At 67.2% G+C, this 21413-nt stretch carries 16 protein-coding genes; 7 read left to right on the top strand and 9 right to left on the bottom strand.

The window, feature by feature from the left end; translation table 11 throughout:
- Nucleotides 1–35 precede the first annotated feature (35 nt).
- Nucleotides 36–1418, bottom strand: a complete 1383-nt coding sequence (locus AC07S4_RS04115; RefSeq protein WP_494985381.1) for an ATP-binding protein — start codon at nucleotides 1416–1418, stop codon at nucleotides 36–38.
- A gap of 175 nt (nucleotides 1419–1593) precedes the next feature.
- On the opposite strand from AC07S4_RS04115, the gene AC07S4_RS04110 reads away from it, so the two are divergent.
- The 3 genes from AC07S4_RS04110 to AC07S4_RS04100 all read left to right on the top strand — a co-directional run bounded on the left by AC07S4_RS04110 (nucleotide 1594) and on the right by AC07S4_RS04100 (nucleotide 5431).
- Complete coding sequence (locus tag AC07S4_RS04110; RefSeq protein ID WP_494985380.1) at nucleotides 1594–3297, top strand: methyl-accepting chemotaxis protein; 1704 nt, start codon at nucleotides 1594–1596, stop codon at nucleotides 3295–3297.
- Nucleotides 3298–3380: 83 nt separating this feature from the next.
- Nucleotides 3381–4451: a flavodoxin family protein gene (locus AC07S4_RS04105; RefSeq protein ID WP_494985379.1), complete on the top strand. Its 1071-nt coding sequence runs from the start codon at nucleotides 3381–3383 to the stop codon at nucleotides 4449–4451.
- A 77-nt stretch (nucleotides 4452–4528) separates the two neighbouring features.
- Nucleotides 4529–5431, top strand: coding sequence for a hypothetical protein (locus AC07S4_RS04100; protein ID WP_494985378.1), 903 nt, complete (start codon nucleotides 4529–4531; stop codon nucleotides 5429–5431).
- Between the two features lie 2 nt (nucleotides 5432–5433).
- On the opposite strand, the gene AC07S4_RS04095 is transcribed toward AC07S4_RS04100, so the two are convergent.
- From AC07S4_RS04095 to AC07S4_RS04085, 3 genes are read right to left on the bottom strand one after another with little or no spacing between them, the layout of a single operon-like run.
- The gene (locus AC07S4_RS04095) at nucleotides 5434–6636 is read right to left on the bottom strand and encodes a glycosyltransferase (RefSeq protein ID WP_494985377.1); all 1203 of its coding nucleotides are present in this window, start codon (nucleotides 6634–6636) and stop codon (nucleotides 5434–5436) included.
- 3 nt (nucleotides 6637–6639) lie between these two features.
- Entirely contained in the window at nucleotides 6640–7302 is a 663-nt protein-coding gene (locus AC07S4_RS04090) for an HAD family hydrolase (protein WP_494985612.1), read from the bottom strand.
- The gene (locus AC07S4_RS04085; protein ID WP_494985376.1) at nucleotides 7302–10031 is read right to left on the bottom strand and encodes a polysaccharide deacetylase family protein; all 2730 of its coding nucleotides are present in this window, start codon (nucleotides 10029–10031) and stop codon (nucleotides 7302–7304) included. Before AC07S4_RS04085 ends, AC07S4_RS04090 begins: the two co-directional genes overlap by 1 nt.
- A gap of 200 nt (nucleotides 10032–10231) precedes the next feature.
- Here AC07S4_RS04085 and AC07S4_RS04080 point away from each other — a divergent pair, with 200 nt between their 5' ends.
- Complete coding sequence (locus AC07S4_RS04080) at nucleotides 10232–12940, top strand: sensor domain-containing diguanylate cyclase (protein WP_494985375.1); 2709 nt, start codon at nucleotides 10232–10234, stop codon at nucleotides 12938–12940.
- Between the two features lie 121 nt (nucleotides 12941–13061).
- Entirely contained in the window at nucleotides 13062–14543 is a 1482-nt protein-coding gene (locus AC07S4_RS04075) for a methyl-accepting chemotaxis protein (RefSeq protein ID WP_494985374.1), read from the top strand.
- Nucleotides 14544–14559: 16 nt separating this feature from the next.
- On the opposite strand, the gene AC07S4_RS04070 is transcribed toward AC07S4_RS04075, so the two are convergent.
- Complete coding sequence (locus AC07S4_RS04070; RefSeq protein WP_494985373.1) at nucleotides 14560–15015, bottom strand: ATP-binding protein; 456 nt, start codon at nucleotides 15013–15015, stop codon at nucleotides 14560–14562.
- 39 nt (nucleotides 15016–15054) lie between these two features.
- Between AC07S4_RS04070 and AC07S4_RS04065 the strand changes: the two genes are divergently transcribed.
- Together AC07S4_RS04065 and AC07S4_RS04060 are read left to right on the top strand one after the other, a co-directional pair.
- Complete coding sequence (locus AC07S4_RS04065) at nucleotides 15055–15543, top strand: FecR family protein (protein WP_494985372.1); 489 nt, start codon at nucleotides 15055–15057, stop codon at nucleotides 15541–15543.
- The gene (locus AC07S4_RS04060; protein WP_494985371.1) at nucleotides 15543–16136 is read left to right on the top strand and encodes an OmpA family protein; all 594 of its coding nucleotides are present in this window, start codon (nucleotides 15543–15545) and stop codon (nucleotides 16134–16136) included. Before AC07S4_RS04065 ends, AC07S4_RS04060 begins: the two co-directional genes overlap by 1 nt.
- A gap of 65 nt (nucleotides 16137–16201) precedes the next feature.
- Here the strand turns inward: AC07S4_RS04060 and AC07S4_RS04055 are convergent, their stop codons facing one another.
- The 4 genes from AC07S4_RS04055 to AC07S4_RS04040 are packed head-to-tail and all read right to left on the bottom strand — an operon-like array spanning nucleotide 16202 to nucleotide 21375.
- Nucleotides 16202–17872 carry an alkaline phosphatase family protein gene (locus AC07S4_RS04055; RefSeq protein WP_494985370.1) on the bottom strand — a complete coding sequence of 557 codons (1671 nt, stop codon included), beginning with the start codon at nucleotides 17870–17872 and terminating at the stop codon, nucleotides 16202–16204.
- Nucleotides 17873–17911: 39 nt separating this feature from the next.
- Nucleotides 17912–20032, bottom strand: coding sequence for a CHASE2 domain-containing protein (locus tag AC07S4_RS04050; protein WP_494985611.1), 2121 nt, complete (start codon nucleotides 20030–20032; stop codon nucleotides 17912–17914).
- Between the two features lie 21 nt (nucleotides 20033–20053).
- Nucleotides 20054–21019, bottom strand: a complete 966-nt coding sequence (locus AC07S4_RS04045) for an MBL fold metallo-hydrolase (protein ID WP_494985369.1) — start codon at nucleotides 21017–21019, stop codon at nucleotides 20054–20056.
- Nucleotides 21016–21375: an STAS domain-containing protein gene (locus AC07S4_RS04040; protein ID WP_494985368.1), complete on the bottom strand. Its 360-nt coding sequence runs from the start codon at nucleotides 21373–21375 to the stop codon at nucleotides 21016–21018. The genes AC07S4_RS04045 and AC07S4_RS04040 overlap by 4 nt, the downstream gene beginning before the upstream one ends.
- Nucleotides 21376–21413: the final 38 nt, after the last annotated feature.

Raw genomic sequence — 21413 nt, 5'->3', positions numbered from 1 at the left:
ATCTTACATACGCGCAATCAAAGGTGGCGCACTGGTCAGCTCAGCAGCGGCTGCGCCTGCGGTTTGCGCAGGGCCGCCGGTGCGGACAAGGGCAGCGTGACGGTAAAGCACGCCCCCGCGCCGCCGCTCCCGCTGCCGGCTTCAACCGTGCCGTGCAAGCTGGCTGTCACCAGTTTGTAGACTATGTGCAAGCCCAGCCCGCTGCCGCCCTTGCCCATGCGCGTGGTAAAGAAGGGATCGAACACCCGCGCCAGGTTATCCGGAGGTATGCCGATGCCGTCGTCGCTGACGGTGATCGCCACCTGGCCATACCCGTCCTTCTGTGCCGCGATGGTCACGGTGCCGGACAGGCCGGGCAGGAAGGCGTGCTGCACCGCGTTGGCGATCAGCTGCGCCAACACTTGCCGCAGCTGGTCCGGATAGCTGTCCATTTGTATGCCGTCGGGAATGGTGCACACCACACGGTTGCCGCTGTCATCCAGAACTGCATCCAGGCCGGCCAGCACCTGGCGCACCAGCTCGCCCAGGTCGAAGCGGTGGCGGCCGTCGGCGGCCTGCTCGTCCACCACCTCCTTGAAGCTGCTCACCAGCTTGGCTGCATGGTCCAGGCTGCGCATCAGGATGCCGGCGCCCTGCTCCACCGTGCCGGCGAATTCGCGCATGCGGCTGCGCGTCAGGCCGCGCTCCATTTCCAGCGCAAAATCGGCGGCGCGCGACTGCAGCGTGCTGGCGGCCAGCAGGCCGTTGCCGATGGGCGTGTTCAGCTCATGGGAGATGCCGGCCACCACCGATCCCAGCGCCGACAGTTTTTCCGCGCGCAACAGCTCGTCCTGCAAGCTGGTCAGCCGCATCAGCGCCGCGTGCAGGTCCTGGTTGGATTGCGCCAGCTTGAGCGAGAACGCCTCCTGCTGGCGTACCGCATGGCGCAGCTCGGTATTGCTGGCCACCAGCTGCTCCTGCTGCTGCATCAATACGAAGTCGCGCTCTATGCTTTTCTTGATCTCCCACAGCAGATCCACATATTTGTTCTGGTAGTTGCGCTTTTTGCTGTCCAGCACGCAGATGGTGCCGAACACCTCGTTGTCCGGCCAGAGCAGCGGCACGCCGAGATACGAAATCATGTTCAGCGCCACGTCCGGATTGTGGCGCCACTCATCGTCCTCCAGCGCATCGGGTACGTGCAGCAGGCCGCGCGTGGCCATCACCGTTTCGCAGTACAGGCCGGTGTTCAGATTGGCCTTTTCTTCGTGCTCGTAGGGATTCCCTTCGCTGTGGCTGGAAATCAGCACTTCGATCTGTTCCGGCAGCACGCGCATGATCAAACCGGCGGGCACGTCGAAAATTCCGGCCATGACGTCCGTGGTGTTCTGCCACTTGGCCAGGAAGCTCTCCGGTATGGCGCTAGCGTGTAAGGTCACTGACCTATCCTCCACGGTGAAAGTTGTCTAATCAATATACTCCGGCGCCTGCCCGCAAGCAAGCTTCTGCGCCGCAGCAATTAATTTTGCGACTTATTATCAAGAAATATTTCTATCCAAATAAAAATGGCACTGTTACACTATTTTTTCATTTTCACAACATATTGCCACCAACATGAAGATTGCCGACATCAAGATTGGGCACCGCCTCACCATTGCCTTCTCCCTGACCATAGTACTGATAGCGGCCGTGGTGACGGTCGGCGCCAGCCGCCTGCAGACCGTCAGCGATGAAATCGGGCTGACCATAGGGGACCGGTACAGCAAGATCGACCTGCTGAACGACATCAAGGACTCGTCCAATCTCCAGGCCACGGGCCTGCGTGAGGCCCTGCTGGCGCAGGACGCCGCCAGCGTGCAGCAGGCGCTGGAGCAGTCCGCTGCCGGCGGCAAGCAGGCGGATGCGGACTTGGCCAAGCTGGACGCCGTGGTGAGCATGGCCGAAGGACGCGCCCTGCTGGGCCGCATACAGGCCGCGCGCACCACTTATGCAGCCAGCGCCGCGCAGGTGCTCGGCCTGATCAAGGCGGGCGACCGCGACGCCGGGATCAACGCCATGCACCAGCGCGTGCGCGGCGAACAGCTGGCTTACTTTGCCGCAGTGGACAAGCTGATCGACTTCCAGGAAGCGCTGATGCAGACCTCCGGCCGCACCGCCCAGGACTCGGCCAGCCGCACGCGGCTGATCATGACGCTGCTTGGCCTGGCCGGCGGCGCCCTCAGCCTCTTCACCGCGTGGTACATCACGCGTGGCATCGTCGGGCCGATCAGCTATGCGGTGAAAATCGCGCGCACCGTCGCGGACGGCAAGCTGGACTCGGCCATCGAGGTGCGCTCCCGCGACGAGGCGGGCCAGCTGACGGCGGCGCTGCGCGACATGAACGACAGCCTGGTGCGCATCGTCACCCAGGTGCGCGCGGGTACGGACAACATCGCCACGGCCTCGGCCGAAATCGCGGCGGGTAATGCCGACTTGTCGGCGCGCACCGAGCAGCAAGCCGGCTCCCTGGAGGAGACGGCCTCGTCGATGGAGGAACTGACCTCAACCGTCAAGCAGAATGCGGACAACGCGCGCCAGGCCCGGCAACTGGCCTTGTCGGCCTCGGACGTGGCGGGCAAAGGTGGCGCCGTCGTGGCGCAAGTGGTGGACACCATGGCCGGCATCAACGCCTCGTCGCGCAAAATCGTCGATATCATCGCCGTCATTGACGGCATCGCGTTCCAGACCAACATCCTGGCCCTGAATGCCGCCGTCGAAGCGGCGCGGGCCGGCGAACAGGGCCGGGGCTTTGCCGTGGTGGCCAGCGAGGTGCGCAACCTGGCGCAGCGCTCGGCGGCGGCGGCGCGCGAGATCAAGACCCTGATCGCGGATTCGGTGGACAAAGTGGACGGCGGCGCCAGGCTGGTCGACCAGGCCGGGCAGACGATGACGGAGATCGTGGCCAGCGTGCAGCGCGTGACGGACATCATCGGCGAGATCGCCTCGGCCAGCCAGGAACAGCTGGACGGCATCGAACAGATCAACACCGCCATCAGCGAGATGGACGAGACCACGCAGCGCAATGCGGCGCTGGTGGAGCAGGCCTCGGCGGCCGCGACGGCCATGCGCGAGCAGGCCGCGTCGCTGTCCGGCACCGTGGGCGTGTTCACGCTGGCGCCGGCAAGCGGGCATGGCGCCGCCCCCGCCCCGGCCGGCGCCACGGTCAGCCACATGCCGAAACGCCGCCCCACCGCGCGCTTGCCCGCCCCCGCCCCCGCCCCTGCCAAGGCGCGCAAGACCGCAAACGGCGGCGAGGCAGAAGACTGGCAGGAGTTCTGAAAGTACGCCAGCGTACAGAGCAGCGGCGGGATGGGTGGCAAGCTGATTGGATGACAAGCTGATGCCCATCCAAGGAGGCCGCGATGACGGAAATACGCAAGGGCCAGGCGCCCAAACCGCTGGAACGCGGCGAGTTCCATCTGCAATTCCGCCGTTCCTTCCTTGATCCGGCTTTTGGCGCCGTAAGCGAAGCGCTGGACCAGGTCGAGGAAGTCGCCTGGAACAACTACCATGCCCACCGCAAAGCGCCGCTCACCCGGGCTGCCGGCCCGGGCTATGCGGACCCGGGCTACGAACTATCGGTTGATTGGCTTGCAGCCAGGGAGCGGCTGCTGGCGGCCGAACGCCGCCAGAAAGACCCTGCGTCGCCGTCGCGGGCGCTGCTCATCATAGGCGCGGCGCGCAACGACGGCACCTGCCCCGGCGAAGTCTCAAAAACCTGGCGCATGGCGCAATGGGCGCGCGAAACGCTTGAGTCGCAGCAGGTCGAAACAGACACCCTGGACCTGAGCCTGCTCACATCCAGCTACGACTTGCACATCCATCCATGCAAAGGCTGCGTCTCCACCGCCATGCCCTTATGCCACTGGCCATGCAGCTGCTATCCCAACCATGCCACGCGCCAGACCAGCGACTGGATGGCGGACATTTACGAAAAGTGGGTTGCGGCGCACGGCGTCATCATCCTGACGCCCGTGTACTGGTACCAGGCGCCCAGTCCATTGAAGCTGATGATAGACCGCCTGGTCTGCGCCGACGGCGGCAATCCCGACCCCACCAGCACGCATGGCAAAAAGGCTGCCGAGGCCAAGGCGCTGGAACAGGCAGGCTGGGACTATCCGAAGCACCTGGCCGGGCGGGCCTACGGCCTGGTGGTGCACGGCGACGTAGCGGGCGCTGAAAGCCTGCGCCGCAATCTGTCGGACTGGCTAAGCTGGATGGGCCTGGCGAGCGCCGGCGGGCAGGCGGAACTGGACCGCTACCTGGGATATTACGAATCCTACGCTGCGAGCCATGAGGTGCTCGACGAAGCCGACAAATTCCAGCAAGAAGTGCGCACGGTCGCCAAGGCGCTCGCCATCGGCATCGCCCGCCTGCGTGCGGGCGAGCCCCTGCGGCCGGACGCAGGCCTGCCTCCGCCCCGGCCTAAGTGAGCAGTCCTTGCGCTGACGCAAAGCGGCACAGTCAAGTTGAGCGACAGTGAGGTGTTATTCTCATTGGAGCCTCCGCCATGAGTCCAGCCCAGCTTGACAACCACAATCGCCCTGCCGAAGATGGTCATGAAGCACGCATAGTCCGGTTAGAGGCCAATATGGAAAACGTCGTTGCACTGATACATACGCTGCAACAGCGCATGGATGACGGTTTCCAGCGCGTCGACGAACGCCTGCGCGCGCTTCAGGAACAGCTCGAAGCTTACCGCCAGGAATGGCGCAAGGAGTTTTCCGCATTTGTCGAGGCCAGACAAGCGGAGGCGCTACGCATAGAAGAAAGGTGGCGCCAGGAAATCAAGGAACAGGCGGCGGCCAGGCAGGCCGAATCATTGCGCTTGGACGCTAAACGGCAGGATGATCGGGAACAGGCCGCAGAGTTCTGGCGACGAGAGCACGAAAAACACCTCCGTGAAAGCGAGGAGGCAAACGAGCGCTGGTGGAAAGCGTTCGAACTAGCCAAGAGCGAACACGAAAAAGCTGCTGAAATCGCGCGACGAGAACGCGAAAAAGCAGAGGAGTTGGCCCGTAGCGAACGCGAAAAAGCAGAGGGGCTGGCCCGTAGCGAACGCGAAAAGTCGGAGGAGCGGGCTCGTAGCGAAAGCGAGAAGGCGGAGGAGCGGGCCCGCCGCGCATTTGAACTGGTGGAAGCAAGAAGCGTACGTCATGAGCAGGAACTTCAAGCAAGAAGCGCACGTCATGAGCAGGAACTTCAAGCAAGAAGCGCACGTCATGAGCAGGAACTTCAAGCAAGAAGCGAGCGTCATGAGCAAGGACTCCAAACCCGCTGGGATAGGGAAATGGACAGGCGTATTGCGGCGGAATCGGAGTTTCGAACCAGCATCCGCTGGCTGTTCGGCATCCTGGTGACACTGTCCGTCACCGCAGTCGGCATGCTCGGCAAAGCGCTTAACTTGTATTAGGCTTAAGCCGCAATGTCCTCCAGCAAGCCAGCAACCCGGGCCGCCATGGCGTCGACCTGGTATTCCCGCGCGCGCTGGGCAAATGCCTGGGCGGCGGCGGCATAGCCGGGCGTTCCAAGCATGTGCCGGACCACCTCGCGCCAAGCCACCGGCTGCCCCAGCATGGCGGCGTTCACGCCCATGCCGGCCCCGGCGATGCGGCGCGCGGTGTGGAGCTGTTCCAGCTGCATCGGCAGCATCAGCACGGGCACGCCGGCCAGCATGGCTTGCGCCAGCGTCGCTTCCCCCGCGTGCGTGACACACAGCTGCGCTTCGGCCAGGGCCGCCTGCAATGCCACAGGGCCGCGCGCAAACGACACATTGGGGGCGCTGACCGGCGGCGTCTTGCCGCTCGCCACTTCAGGCAAATAGCACAGCACGCGGCAGCCCTCCTGCGCCAGCGCCTGCAGTACCTCCGCATGGCCGGCGTGAGCCGCTTTCAGGTAGGCGAATACTTTCGGACCGTCGCCAACGGGCCAGATTGGTTCCACCCCGCCAGCGGGCAGGAAAGCCGGCCCCAGCCAGACGGGAGCGGACGGCGCGGGCAGCCGTTCGTAGTGGTCCAGTTCGGGCCAGGTCGTCAGCAGCTGGGCATCGCCGGCAAGCAGGTCGGCGGTCCAGGCGAACAAGGGAGCTTGATGGTGCGCCAGCACGGCGTTCGCCGTTTGCAGCACGTGCGCCTCGGCGGCGACCAGCCGCTGCGGGGGAATGCTCTCCCAGCCGCGCAGCGGCGGCAGCGCCTGCCCGGCGGGCGGCATCGAGAACGCCGATCCCACCGACGCGCTGCGCACACCCATGCTGCGCGCCGCCAGTATCGCGGTTGGCGCGTAGTCGGCCACCACCACATCCGGCCGCAGCAGGCTGAACATGCCGCGCCAGGCATCCACCAAGCCCGCCAGCGGTGCGGCTTGCCAGTAGCCCGCAGCCATCAGGATCTCGGCATGGTTGCCATGGTCGGGAGGCAGGCCAAGCACCTGGTGCAGCCAGAGCGGCGCTTGCAGCACAGGCGTGTTCAGCCCGGCGAACATGCCCTGCGCCTGCGCCACGTCGCGCAGGCTGACGCTGACCTCGTGCCCGCGCGCCAGCAAGGCGGCCGCCAGCAGCTTTAGCCGCCCGGCGTGGCCCAGGCCGCCGCCGAGTTCCCAGCACAGATGGAAACGCGCCACGGTTCAGTACTCCGCGTCCGCCAGCGCCGCCAGCTCGGCGTGCAGCGCATCCACGTCGTCGGCGATGCGCCAGGCTCCCGGAAAATCATAATGGCGCGTCAGCGCGTTGCGCAGCACGATGCAGCGCAGGCCGGCCGCCGTGGCAGCCTGCAAGCCGCGCGGCGAATCTTCCACCACCACGCACTGCTCCGGCGCCAGCCCCAGTTTTTGCAGCCCCAGCAGATACGGTTCCGGCGACGGCTTGCTGTTGGCGTAATGCTCGGCCGTCAGCACGAAGCGGAAGTGGCGCAGCAGATCCAGCCTGGAATGGATCAGCTCGAAGTGGCTGCCCATGGAACTCGTCACCACGCCCATCGCCAGCCGGGGCGACAGCGCGGACAGCAGCTCGGCCACGCCCTCCATGGGCGCCACGGCCGCGCCCAGCAGCAGCTCCGAGTAGCGCCGGTTGCGCCCCTCGCGCAGTTCGGCGATGCACTCCCCGCTCATGCCCAGGTGCTCCAGCAGATGCCAGGCGCCGCAGTTATCGGCCAGGTACCAGTTGAAGAAATCCAGCTCCGACAGGTCTATGCCGAAAGGCAGGAACAGCTCGCGGTTGGACTGGTAGAACAGCCGCTCGGTGTCGACCAGCACGCCGTCGTTGTCCCACAGGATGCCTTCCAGCCGCATCACAGCTTCTCCAGCTGCTGCCGCGCATACGCCGCGCCGCTGCCGTTCGGCGCCAGCTCCAGGTAGGTCTTGTACGCCCCCTGCGCCCGCTTGGCGTCACCCGCGCGCGCGGTGGCGTCGCCCAGGTTCAGGTAGGCGATCGCGCGCGACGGGTCCATCTTGATGGTGTTCTCGAACCAGCGCGCGGCTTCCGGATAGCGCTCCTGCTTGTAGAACACAAAGCCGAGATTGTTCGCGGCCAGCGCAAAGTCGGCGCGCAGCTTGAGCGCTTCGGTAAACTGCGCCTCGGCCGCCGCGTACTGCTTTTCCTTGTAGAGCTGCAAGCCCCTGTCGTTGGCGCGCTGCGCCAGCTGGCGCGCGGACACCGGCACGGCAGGCGGCGGCGTGATCGCCTGCTCTTTGCCGTGCAGGTCCTTGACCGTGACGGCGGCCGGCGTGGCGTCGGGCTTGCCGTCCGCCTTGGCGTCCAGCCGCACGTCCAGCTTGGAATTCAAGGCGATGGCGTCGTTGGACAGCTGCACCGTGGCCGCGCCCAGGAACTCCGTTTCGGCCGGCAGCTCGAACACGAAGTCGCCGCCTTCGGAGCCCGGCAGGCTGCCGAAGGCCGGGGTCTGGCTGGACACGCCCGCCACCGCCGGCGCCACATAGGCCGCCAGTTCGGTGGCCGTGATCAGGCCGTCGCCGTTCAGGTCGGCCTTGCCGCCCAGGCCTTGCAGCAGGGTCCAGGTGAAGACCGAATGGCCGTTCGGGCCGCCGTCCGCCACCAGCTGGTCGCCGCCGCCCGCCGTCAGCATCTGGCGGCCGATGCGCTTGGCATTGTCGCGCAGGAAGGACGACGAGGAGCCGCCGCGCGTCAGGCCCAGGCCGCTGTAGCAGGCGTCCATCACGAACAGCACGTGCTTGGCGCTCAAGCTTTCCGCGATGTTCTGGATTTCCGTCATCGGAATCGCATCAGTGGCCAGCTGGTCCGGGGCCGCGTCCACCGGCACGATGTAGCCCAGGTCGCGTCCCGAGCTGAGCTTGCGGGTGGCGCCGTGCCCGGCGAAGAAGACGAAGATGCGGTCGTTCTTCTGCACGCCGCCGTGCGCCAGCCTGTCGTGGAAGGCGCCCAGGATGCCGGCGCGGGTCGCCTCGCCGTTCTTCAGCGTCACCACGCGCTCGGCGGAGAAACCGAACTTGTCGATCAGGGTCTGCCGCACGCCCTGCGCGTCGCGCACCGCGTATTGCAGCTTGGGCCATTTGGCGTAATCGTCGATGCCGATCACGATGGCCCAGGAGTTGCCATACCCGGCGGACACCGGCGCCGCAGCGGCCTGGCCCTGCGCGGGCGTACCCTGCGCCACCTTGAAGCTGCTGCCGTCCCAGCCCGCGAACTGGTAGCCCTCGGCCACCAGCCGGTCCAGGATGGCCGGCAAGGCCTTCACGGTGCGTTCGTGGATGTCGTGGAACAGGATGATGCCGCGCCCTTCCTTCTCCACGGCCTGCAGCACCCGTCCCGCGATGGAAGCGGGCACCGGATCGGCCCAGTCCAGCGAATCGATATTCCACATGACCGATTTCAGCTCGGCTTTATGCAGCGCGGCCAGGCCCTCGCCGTTGCGCGCGCCATACGGAAAGCGGAACAGCGGCGAGCGGCCGGCGTCCACCGCCTTCAGCAGCGTGTCGGTATCGAGGATTTCGGCGCGCAGCTTGTCGCCGCTTTCCTTGGACAGCTGGGCGTGGCTGTAGCTGTGGTTGGCCAGCGTATAGCCCGCCGCGCTGAGCTTGCGGCTTACTTCCGCGCCGCTGTTCAGTTTGGCCTGGTGCGAGGCATCCACGCTGCCCAGGTTGCGACCCACGGAAAAGAAGACGGCAGGCGCGCCGTACTGCTTGAGTATGGCGGCGATTTCTTCGCTGTAGCGCTTGTGCGGGCCGTCGTCGAAGGTCAGCACCACGGTTTTTTTGGGCAGGGACTTGCCGAAGATTTCGCCGTCCTCGGAACCGGCGGCAGCGGCGGCGGTGGCAGCGGCGGGCGGGGCCGGATATGGCAGCACCACGCCGTATTCCTTGAGGATCTGCTCGCGGCTGTACAGCCTTTTCAGGCGCGCCACATAATCTTCCCAGCGCTCGCGCTTCAGCTCGATGCCGCGCGCCTCGAAGCGGCCGAAGATCTGCCTGATCTCCTGGTCGTAATTGCGCTCGATCTCGGCCAGCGCGTCCATATCTTCCGAGATGCGCTTGTGCAGCTTGATGGCGGGCAGCGAGCCGTCCTTGGCCACGTGGCCGCGCAGCGCCTGCAGCAGCTCGCGGAAGGCCAGGCGGTCGGCGTCGTACAGGCCGGGATCGGCTTCTATATAGTCCAGCAAGGCGCCCAGCGCGGCGAAGCGGCCGCTGTCCGGCGACGCGGCCAGCGCGGCCAGCGCCTCGTCCGCGCGGGCGATGCGCAGCTGGTTGTCATGGAACAGTCCCTGCCCCACGCGGTTGGCCTGGGCCTTTTCGGCCTCGCCCAGCGATTTCTCGTCGGCCAGCAGCACGATGGTCTTGCGGTAGGCGGCCAGCACTTCGCCGAGCTGGGCCGCGATGGCCTGCTGCTGGGCCTGCGCAGTGGCTGCGCCGCCAGCCCCGGGGGCGCTGGCGGCCGCGCCTGCAGCCGGGGCCGGCTGGGCGCGGTGGGTGTAGAAATACCCTGCGCCGGCGGCGGACAGGGCGGCGGCGGCAACAAGGGCCAACAGCTTGGGCTTGGAAATCACGGGGCATGACCTGATTTAGATGCAGTGCAGCAATTGTAGGGCATGTGCGGCTTTTTGCAAAACTGGCAATCCTGCAGCGTGCGCAGCCTTGCTAAATCCATAGCTAGCCGGGGCCGGGTGTGCAATACTCCACGCTACCGAACGACTTGCTACGAAACATGGCCACAAGCGGCTTCCTGCCACGCACACTCAAATCCCGGATGACCACGGTAGTCATCCTGCTGGTGCTGGCTGCCACCACCATCGTCACCATCCTGGCCCTGATGCTGGCCGAGCGCGACATGAAGGCCGTCATCGGCTCCCAGCAATACGCCGTGCTGTCCAGCGCCGCCGCCTACGTCGACGAGCAGCTGGAAACCAAGCGCGCCCTGCTCTCCACCCTGCCCGAGGCGCTGCCGCCCGGCATCCAGAGCGATCCGGCCGCCATGCAGGCGCTGCTGCTGGCTCGGCCTGCGGTGAACGCCGAGTTCTACAATGTGGTGGCGTTCGACCGCAAGGGCAGGATGGTGGCCACGCTGCGCTCGGACTCGAAGGAGCCCAGCGTGGACGCCACCGGCCGGCCCTATTTCGACCAGACCGTGCGCCAGCGCAAGGGCCTGATTTCCGCGCCCTTGATGAGCCGCCTTTCCGGCCGCCCCATCGTGATCATGACCCAGCCCGTGCTCGACCCGCAGGGCGAAGTGGCTTACGTGATCGCCGCCAGCATCGACTTGCAGCAGTCCGACTTTTTCGGCCCCATCAATGCGCTCAAGCCCGGCAAGACCGGCTTCATGTTCATCATGACGGCCGGCGGCATCCTGATCCACCACCCCTCGCCGGAACGTCTGCTGCGCCATATCAACGACCGTCCCGGCCACAACCGCGCAACGGAAATGGCGCTGAACGGTTTTGAAGGCTGGACCGAGGCCAGGAACAAGGACGGCAGCGAAGGCATCTACTCGTATAAGCGCCTGAAGACCACCAGCTGGATCGTCGCCGCGCGCTTCCCCACCGACGAGGCCTTCGCGCCGCTGATCGAGCTGCGCCGGCAAGCCATCTTCGCCGCCAGCGTGTTCGCGGCGGTGGCCGGGCTGCTGGCCTGGCTGATCATCCACCGCCTGCTGGCGCCGCTGCAGCGCTTGCACAGCCGGGTCGCCGCGCTGCGCCAGGGCGGCGCCGACATCGCCTCGCTGCGCTCCGCCCGCCAGGACGAGATCGGCGAACTGGGCGAGGCTTTCTACCAGCTCACCGCCGAGCGCGCCGCCACGCAGGAACGCGTGCTGGCCAGCGAAACGCTGGTGCGCAACATCCTGGAATACGCGCCCGACGCCTTTGTCAGCACCCGCGCCGACGGCACCATCACCGAATGGAACGCCCAAGCCGAACAGACGTTCGGCTGGAGCCGCAGCGAAGCGCTGGGCCGCAATGTGGCCGAGCTGATCGTGCCGCCCAGCCAGCGCGGCGCGCACGCGGCCGGCCTCGCGCGCATGACCGGCGGCGCGCAAGGCAAGCAGGCAAGCCACAAGCGCAGCCGCATGGCCGCCCTGCACCGCGACGGGCACGAGATTCCGCTCGAGCTGTCGATCGGCACGCTGCACCATGAAAGCGGCGTCATCGCCACCGCCTTCCTGCACGACATCACTGAGCGCGTGGCGCACGAGGAGCAAATCGCCGCCAGCGAGCGCCGCAGCCGCATGATCGCCGACAGCATGCCGGCGCTGGTGGCGTATATCGACCGCGACCTGCGCTACCGCTTCACCAACGAGCACTATCAGCAACTGCTGGGCGTGGACCCGGCCGCCATGCTGGGCAAGACCATCGGCGAGGTGTTCGGCGCCGACGTTTACGCGCACTGGAAGGACCGCATCGATGCCGCGCTGCGCGGCGAACGCGTGCACGAGGAGCGCGACAGCCTGGAAATGGGCCGCATGCTGCACCTGATGGTGGACCTGGTGCCGGACACGGACGCCGCCGGCACGGTACAGGGTTTCTACCTGATGTCGATGGACATCACCGAGCGCCGCAACGCCGAGCTGAAGCAGGCCGCCAGCGAGAAGCGCCTGCGCCTCATCACCGACCACCTGCCCGCCCTGGTGGCCTATATCGACCGCGAGCACCTGCTGCGTTTCGGTAACGCCACCTTCAAGCACTGGCTGGGCCTGGACCCGGCCAGCCTGTCGGCGCGCCCGCTGGCGGAAGTCATGGGCGCCACCGCCTACGCCAGAACGCTGCCCCACCTGGAGCAGGCCTTCAGCGGCGTGCACGTCGGCTTCGAGCACCGCGCACGCCTGCACGGCGACCTGCGCACGCTGGAAACCACCTTTGTTCCGGACCAGCGCGCCGACGGCAGCGTGGCCGGCGTGTACTCGCTGACGCGCGACATGAGCCATATCAAGGCGGTCGAGCAGCAGCTGATAGAGCTGGCGCGCATTGACCCGCTGACCGGCATCGCCAACCGCCGCAAGTTCGAGGAAGTGCTGCAGCAGGCCATGGCGCGCAGCCAGCGCCTGGGCCGCCGCATGGCGCTGGCCTACCTGGACATCGACAACTTCAAGACCATCAACGACAGCCTGGGCCACGGCGCCGGCGACGAGGTGCTGAAGGAATTCGCCGGCCGCCTGAACGGCGCGGTGCGCGCGGTCGACCTGGTGGCGCGCCTGGCCGGCGACGAGTTCATTATCGTGTTCGAGAACGTGGACGAAGTGGGCGAAGCGGCCCAGCTGGCGGCCAAGATCGTGGCCACCGTGCGCGATCCCTTCACCGTGGCCGGTGCCGCCATGCACGTGACCACCAGCGTGGGGCTGGCGCTGTTTGACGGCGGCAGCGACAGCGACACGCAATCCGGCCTGATCGCGCGCGCCGACCAGGCCCTGTACGCCGCCAAGCGCAACGGCCGCGACTGCTACGTGGTGGACGCCCAGGCCGTGTGACGGCCCCGCCATGGCCGTTTGTAAAAATGTGACGTAATTCTGCGACTGTGAGAATTGGTGACATTTGCACCTCCGGAACGCGTCACAATATCCTCACCGGCCCGCGCCATCAGGAGGAAGCATGTTCAAGCACATGAAAATGGAAACCCGGCTGCACGTAGGGCTGGGCGGCATCGTGATACTGGTCATCCTGCTGGGCTTGACCGCCTTTGCCAGCCTGAGTTCGCTGCACGGCCACTGGAACAGCATAGAAACGGTGACGCTGGCGCGCAAGGACGCGGTGATGAATATCTCGGCCGCGCACGGCCGGGCCAGCCACAGCTTCAAGAACTACGTGCTGCGCGGCGGCGACTACGCCGCCAAGTTCCGCACCGAGATCGCCGAGATCGACAAGGCCGTCAACAGCTACCTGTCCGGCACCGACCTCACGCGCGAGGAACAGACCCTGCTCAACGACATCCTCGCGGCAACCAAGGAATACAGCCTGCAGATGGCGCACCTGGAAGCGCTGCGCGAGAAAGGCGCCACGGTGGCCGAGCTGGACAAGGCCGTGAAAGGCGCGGACACCGGCATCGCCAACGCCAGCGCCCGGCTGCGGGAGGTCAACGCCGCCGAGACCAAGGCCGAGTCCGCCGAAATGAGCGATATAGCCCAGCAGGCCAAGCGCGTGATCCTGGGTTTCGCGGTGGTGATCGCGGTGCTGGGCTGCGGCCTGGCGGTGTGGATCTCGCGCAGCCTCAGCAGCATCGTGCGCGACATCCAGCAGGTGGCCGCCGTGCTGGCCAGCGCGTCCGGCGAGGTCAGCGCCACGGCGCAGTCGCTGTCGCAGGCGTCCAGCGAGCAAGCCGCCAGCGTGGAGGAAACCAGCGCCTCCATCGAGCAGATGACGGCTTCCATCACGCAGAACGCGGAGAACGCCCGCGTTACCGACGGCATCGCCACCAAGGCCGCGCAAGAAGCGGCCAAGGGCGGCGAGGTGGTGAAGGCGACGGCGGCGGCCATGCGCCAGATCGCCAAGAAAGTCAGCATCATCGACGACATTGCCTACCAGACCAACCTGCTGGCCCTGAACGCCGCCATCGAAGCGGCCCGCGCGCACGAGCACGGCAAGGGTTTTGCCGTGGTGGCGGCCGAGGTGCGCAAGCTGGCCGAGCGCAGCCAGGTGGCGGCGCAGGAGATAGGCGAAGTGGCGGCCAACAGCGTGGAGCTGGCCGAGCAGGCCGGCGTGCTGCTGGAGGCCATGGTGCCCAACATCCGCCGCACCTCCGACCTGGTGCAGGAAATCGCCGCCGCCTCCGAGGAGCAGTCCGCCGGCGTGGGCCAGATCAACTCGGCCGTGGTGCAGCTCAGCCAGGCCACCCAGACCAACGCCGCCAGCTCGGAAGAACTGGCCGCCACCTCGGAAGAAATGAATACCCAGGCCGACCATCTGGCGCACCTGATGGCCCTGTTCAAGCGCTACGCCATCGAAGGCCAGCCGGACCGTTCCAATGTACGCCAGGTGAAATCGGGACGGCCGCGCGCGCACCGCAGCGCCGTGCAGCCCGTCGGCCTGCCGCCCGGCGCCGCCGGGCTGGACGAGTCGCAATTCACCAAGTTCTGAACGGCGGCGCCGGCCTTCAGGGGCCGGCCGCCACCGCCACACGGAGCCGGTTGCAGCCGGCTACCCATTCATAGACGATGCTGGACGAGAGCTGGCGTATCAGCGGCAGGCCTGCGCCGCCCACGTGCTGGTCCGCCACCGGCCGGGCCGGATTGGGCGCCGTGAGGCTGGCGGAGGGCCCGTCGGCCAGCGGATTGAAGGGCGGAGCCGCGTCGGCGTAGCAAAAGCCGTTGGCATCCGGCGCTATCCAGAGCGGCTGGGCGCTGTCGCCCCGGTAGCCGTGCAGGATGGTGTTGCGCACCAGTTCCTCCAAGATCAATTCGGCGCGCAGCACGGCTTCGGGATCGGCGCCGGCGGCATGCATGCCTGCAACAAGGCATGCCGTGGCGGCAGGGACGCACGCCAGCCTGGCCTCAAAGCGCGTGCCAATTTCACAACCGCCAGCGGCAGAATTGGTTTCCTTTTCCTTCATTCAAGCATATTATCGGAATGTCTAGTGATGGAGGGCATCATGCGCACAATAAACCTGCGGACTGTCGCGGCCGCGCTGCTGGCGCCGGTACTGCCGGTGCTGCTTTCCGTCGTTTTCGCCGCTCCTTCCGCCCTGGCCGCCGAGCCGGCCGGCATGATCAAGACCGCGAAGGGCAGCGTCAGCATAGAACGCGAAGGCAAGAAAATGGGCGCAGCCGTGGGCGCGTCCGTGCTGGCCAGCGACTCCATCATCACCGGCGCAGACGGCAGCGCGGGCATCACCCTGCGCGACGAAACCCTGCTGGCGCTCGGACCTAACACCACCCTGGCCCTGCAGAAATTCGCCTTCAACTCCACCACCCACGAAGGGGAACTGGACGCTTCGGTGCGGCGCGGCACGCTGGCCGTCATTTCCGGCAAGCTCTCCAAACAGTCGCCCAAGGCGGTTAAATTTTCCACGCCCAGCACCGTGCTGGCCGTGCGCGGTACGGAGTTCGTGATCGAGGTGGGCGACGGAGCCGGCCAATAATGGCCGCCCTATTGTGGATAGTCTGCCTGGTGGCCGCGCTGTCGCAGCATGGCAGCGGTCCCAGGGAGCGCATCACGCTGCTGCCCAGCCAGGACGGGCGGCCCAGCGCCGTGGTGGTGACCTCGTCCAAAGGGGAAGCCCTGCTGGACCAGCCCTACCAGAACGCCGCCGTGGATGGCGCGGCCGTGCTGCTGGTGGGCGCGGGCAACCAGGCCGATATCCGGCAGCGCTACCGCGAGCCGCTGGCCGCCCTGCCGCAGCGCGCGGCGGTGTTCATGCTGTACTTTGAAACGGGCGGCGACGTCCTGGTGCCGGAGTCGGCCGCGCGCCTGCCGCAGATCAAGGCGGAACTTGCGGCGCGGCCCGCCGCCGAGGTGCTCGTGATCGGCCATACCGACCGGGTGGACACCATGGCCTTCAACGACGCGCTGTCGCTCAAGCGGGCGGAGTCGGTCAAGCGCTGGCTGGTGGAAGGCGGCGTGCCGGCCGACGCCATTGCCGTGTCCGGACGCGGCGAGCGGGAGCTGGCCGTGCAGACTGCTGACGGCAAGGCTGAGCAGGTTAACCGGCGCGTGGAAGTCAGGGTCCGCTAGGGGCCTGCCTGGCGGGTTACGCGGGCGGGGCCCGCTAACCCGCCCTACGGTATGCCATGCGGAGATTAACGGAGGGTTTCTGTCAGCACACGGCCTTCGGCGCCGGCGGGCGGACGCACGCGCAGCAGGTGCGCCAGCGTCGGCGCGATGTCCACCACTTCCGCGTACTGGCCGTAGGCGCCGGGTTTGATCCACTGCCTACCCATCACCATCAGCGGCACGTTGGTGTCGTAGGCGTATGGCGAGCCGTGGGTGGTGCCGGAGGTGCCGGAACCCACGTACCAGAACGCCTTGTGCACAAGAATCAGATCACCCGAGGCCTGGCGGTTGAAGGCGCGGCGCATCAGCAGCGACTGGCGGGTGCCGTTGGCGCCGCCGCTTTCGAGCTGCTGGCGGCGGTACACTTCGCTCACGCCGGGCTGCGCTTCCAGCCACGCGGCGGCGGCTTTTTCCACGTCGTCCGGCTTGAGCTTGTTCTGCTCCATCAGGCCGTGGTCCAGATAGATATTCGGCAGCACATTGCCCTTGGCCGAGCCGACCACCAGCTTTTCCACGCCGAACACCTTGGCCAGCTGCGCATCCAGGCCTTGCATCAGCTTGTTGCCGTCGATGCGCTGCGCGTCGACGCGGCGGCCTTGCGAGAACTCGGCCGTGTTGCTGAAGCCATGGTCGGCGGTCAGCACCACCATCACGTTGTCCATGCCGATGCGCTTGTCCAGGTAGCTGAAGAAGCCGGCCAGCATGCGGTCCAGGCGCTGCAGGTGGTCGTGCGACATGCGGCTTTCCGGGCCGTAAGCGTGGTTGACGTAGTCGTGCGAGGACAGGCTCACGCCCAGCAGATCGGGCACGCCCGCCGCGTTCTTGCCCAGGTCTTCACCTTCCACGGCTGCGCGCGCGAACTCCAGCGTCAGCTCGTCCAGGTAGGGACCGGTGCGCAGGCGCGCGTAGTAGCCGCTGTCGAGCTCGCCGCTTTCGCTGTAGTACGAGAACGGGAAGCCGTTGCGCGCGCCGCCGGCCACGGGGGCGGGATCGGGCATGTCGTTGGCGTAGGCGGATTCAGGCAGCAGCAGGTTCCAGTTCTTGCCGTAGTAGCGGTTCTGCGGCTTGCCCGCCTGGTAGCGCTGCACCCACTCCGGATGCTGGGCCATGTAGTAGGTGGAGCTGGCGAAGTTGCCGGTCTTGTCCATGTACATATAGGCCGTGCCGGTTTTGCCCGCCAGCAGGATCGCGCCACGGTCCTTGCCGGATACGGTCACCACCTTGGCGCGGTTGCCGCTGGCGTAGCGCAGCTCGTCGCCCAGCGTGCTCACGCGCAGGCGCGCGGGCGAGGTGCCGTCCAGGCGCTTGGTTTCTTCGCCGATGTAGGAGTAGGAGGCGTCGTCCGTGCAATAGACCTGCTCGCCGGTGGCCGCGTCGATCCAGTTGTTGGCGATGACGCCGTGCTGGTAGGGATAGGCGCCCGACAGCACCGCCGCGTGGCCCACGGCCGTCACGGTGATGCCATGGGCCTGGTGCGCGTTGCTGAACCAGGCGCCCTGCTCCAGCAGGCGGCGGAAGCCGCCCTGGCCGAACTGGTCGCGGTAGCGCAGCACCTGCTCGTTGGGCAGGCCGTCCACCACCAGCACCACGACCAGCTTGGGCTGGGCAGGAGCGGCAGTTGGCGCAGCAGCGTGCGACTGGAAAGCGGCGGCCAGGGCGGCAGCGGCGAAAATGGTATGCGAAAGTTTAAGTGTCATGGCGGCTCGATGGTGAACTAGCGCGCGATCTTATACGGTCTATGTTTCAGGATGATGACCATGCCAGCGCACCACCAGCACCGTGATGTCGTCCCACGGCTCCACGCTGCCGACATGGCTGCGCACGTCCTCGCGCATGGCGTCCACCAGCGCCTGCGGCGGCACGCCGCCCGCGCCGGCCAGCAAGGCGTCCATCCGCTCCATGCCGTACTGCTTGCCGCCCTCGTCCATCGCTTCCGGAATGCCGTCGGTGACGAGGCACAGCGTGTCGCCCGGTTCCAGGCGGTAGCGTTGCACCGGATAGTCGAAGTCGTCGATCACGCACAGCGGCGGGCCGCCGGCCGGCTGCAGGCGCTCCAGCACGCCGTTGGCGCGCAGCACGCGCGGCGCGTCGTGCCCGGCGTTGCACAGCACCAGTTCGCCGCTGCCCGCGTGCAGTATGCCGGCGATGGCGGTCACGAACAGCATTTCCGGGTTCTCGCGCAGCAGTTCGCGGTTGGCGCGGTTCAGGATGGCGGCCGGGTCCGGCACGGCGGCCGTCTCGCGCAGCGCGATGCTCTTGGACAGCGCCTTCGCCACCACCATGAACAGGCTGGCCGGGAGGCCCTTGCCGGACACGTCGCCGATCAGGAACAGCAAATGCTCCCTGTCCAGCATGAAAAAGTCATACAGGTCGCCGCCCACTTCGCGCGCCGGCTCCAGCAGCGCCGCCACGGCGAAGCGCGTCTCGGCCGGAAACACGCTGGCAGCCTGCGGCAGGCTGGCCATCTGGATGCGCCGCGCCGCGCCCAGCTCGCCGGCCGCCTTGGCCGCGCCCTCGCGCGCCAGCTGCAGGGCCGCGTCGCTGCGCCGGTGCGCGGCCTTCTCGCTGACGAAGAGGCTGGCCAGCAGGCTGATGCTGGTTAAACTCATGGCCAGCCACACGGCCAGCGCGTCGAACAGCAGCCCGGCGCGCGCGAACAGCAGCGCGCCGCCGCCGAACAGCATCAGCGACAGCGCCGCCCAGGCCAGCGCGGCGAAGCGCAGCCGCAGGCGCGGCAGCATCCACACCAGCAGCAGGCTGCAGGCCAGCAGCGCGCCGGACTCGGCCCAGCGCATGTGGTCCGGACGCAGCAGGAAACGGCCGTCGAAGAAGCTTTCGATCAGCTGCGCATGCACGTCCACGCCGGGCATGAAGTCGCCGCGCGCGTTGGTCTTGTAGTCCATCAGGCCCAGGCCCGTCAGCGCGACGATGACCAGTTTGTTGTCCAGCAGGTCCGGCGGTGCGCTGCCGTCCAGCAGCTCGGTGGCTGAAATATAGCGTTCCGGCGCGGGCCGCGAGAAATGCACCCACACCGCGCCGGACGGCTGGCTGGGCACGTGCAGGTCGCCCACGTTCACGCTGCGCACACCTTCCGGCCCCAGCTCCAGCCGGACCGCCGGCGCGCGCGTGGCCACGCGCAGCATTTCCACGGATAGCGAAGGCAGCACGGCGCCGCCGATGCGCGCCACCAGCGGCACGCGCCGCACCACGCCGTGTTCCAGGTCCGCCGACAACAGGCCTTGCCCGCTGGCCGCGGCCTGCAGCGCCGGCAGGCTGCCCAGCGCCAGCGGGAAATTGCGCAAATGGCGCTGCGGCTCGCCGCCCCGCGTAAGCACCGGCCAGGTGCGCAGGGCCGCCGTGGCGCCCGGCGTGGGCACGTCGAAGCCGGCCGCGCCCAGCACCACCGGGGCGCGCTGGATGGACGCGGCCAGCACGTCGTCGTAGCCGGGCAACTTGAGCAGGCTGGCCTTCAGCGCCGCTTCGTCGCCGGGCAGGCGCGCGGCCAGCGCTTCGGGCGAGCTGGTGTCCGCCTCGGGCATGAAGATGTCGAGGCCTATCGCCAGCGGCTGCTGCGCGTTCATCCTGTCTATCAGCTCGGCCAGCCGCGTGCGCGGCCACGGCCACTGGCCGTAGCGCTTCAGCGACGCTTCATCGATGGCCACGATTTCCACCGGGCCGGACAGGCGTTCGCGCGGCATGGCGCGCTGGTAGCCGTCGAACAAGGCCAGCCGCAAGGCGGGCAGCAGGCCGTCGCCGGGGACGGCCAGAAAGCAGGCGAAGATCAGCGCCAGGACCAGCGCCAGCGGCCGCCCGCGCACGCGCAGGCCGATGGCCATCCGCTTCAGGAAGCGGCGCATGGCGGCCAAGGGCGCGGCGCCCTAGAGTTCAATTTCCATGCCGTCGTAGGCCGCCACCACGTCCAGCGGCGCCTCGCCGGTCAGCTCGGCAAAGCGCCGGGTTTCCGCCAGCACGCGCGCGATCTGCGCGTCGTCATAGATCGGCTCGTGGTGGAACAGGCATAGCTGGCGCGCGCCCGCCAGCTGGCACAGCTCAACACCCACCACGTTGCTGGAATGGCCCCAGTCGGCTTTGACGGAAATGGAGTCCGCCAGCGAATACATGGCGTCGAAGATCACCAGGTCGGCGTTGCGGAAGAAGTCGACAAAGCCCTGGCGCGCGGCGCTGTCCTCCAGCTTGTGCTCGGAGTCGGTGGTGTAGATCAGCGTGCGGCCGCCGTGCTCGAGGCGGTAGCCGTAGGAGTCGCCCGCGTGCAGCTGCAGCTTGGCGGTGATGCGCAAACCGTTGATCTCGATGGGCACGCCCGGCTCCAACTGCCGGAACTCGATCCGCGCGCCCAACTGGTCGAAGCTGACCGGGAAGCTGATGGCCTCCTGCTGGCGGCGGAACGCGGTTTCCAGCTGCGCGTGGCAGCCGTAGATAATGATGCGGTTGCCGGGAATATAGGCCGGCGTGAAAAATGGGAAGCCCATGATGTGGTCCCAATGCAGGTGGGACATGAACACATGGTAGGTCTGCGGCTTGCCCGGCCCGTAGCGCGCCAGCTTGGCGCCGCCCAGCGGACGCACGCCGCTGCCCATGTCCAGTATCACGTGCTCGGCGCAGCTGTCCGGGTCCCACACCTGCACTTCCACGCAGCTGGAATGGCCGCCGAAGGTGCCGCGCACATCGAAGCCCAGGCTGTCGACATAGCCGGCGATTTTTTCGCTGTTATCGAGATCCCGGCCGATGGCGCCTTCCAGCGCGGCCACCAGCTTGGCCCGGATTTGCGTGTGCGTGAGCGCCACCGGCAGCGAACCGCGCGCGCCCCAGATGCGGGCTTTCATGCCGCGCGGCCGGCCGCCAGCGCGGCGACGGCGGCCTGCTGGTCGGAGAAAAGTTCGAACAGCAGGTCGAAGCGGCTGATCTTGAACACTTCCAGCACCAGCGGCGTGAGTCCGGCCAGCACCAGCCGCCCGCCTTGCGGCTTGACCTGCTTGAGCGCCAGCATCAGCGCGCGCAAGCCTATGCTGCTGATGTAGCTGATGTCCGCCATGTCGATCACCAGGCTGGTCCCGCCCGCCGCGCAGTCGCGCAAATGCGGCGCGAGCGCCTGCTGGAATGCGTCCGCATGGGTGTGGTCGATGCGTCCCTGCGGACGCAGCACGGTCGCGCCGCCTGCTGCCAGAGGCCGGAGTTCCATGATGTTGCCTCGCTATGCTTGTATGCGTATGGGAATAG

This window comes from Pseudoduganella sp. GW821-FHT05F09, assembly GCF_059419605.1.
This window is presented reverse-complemented; position numbering and strand designations above follow the sequence as displayed.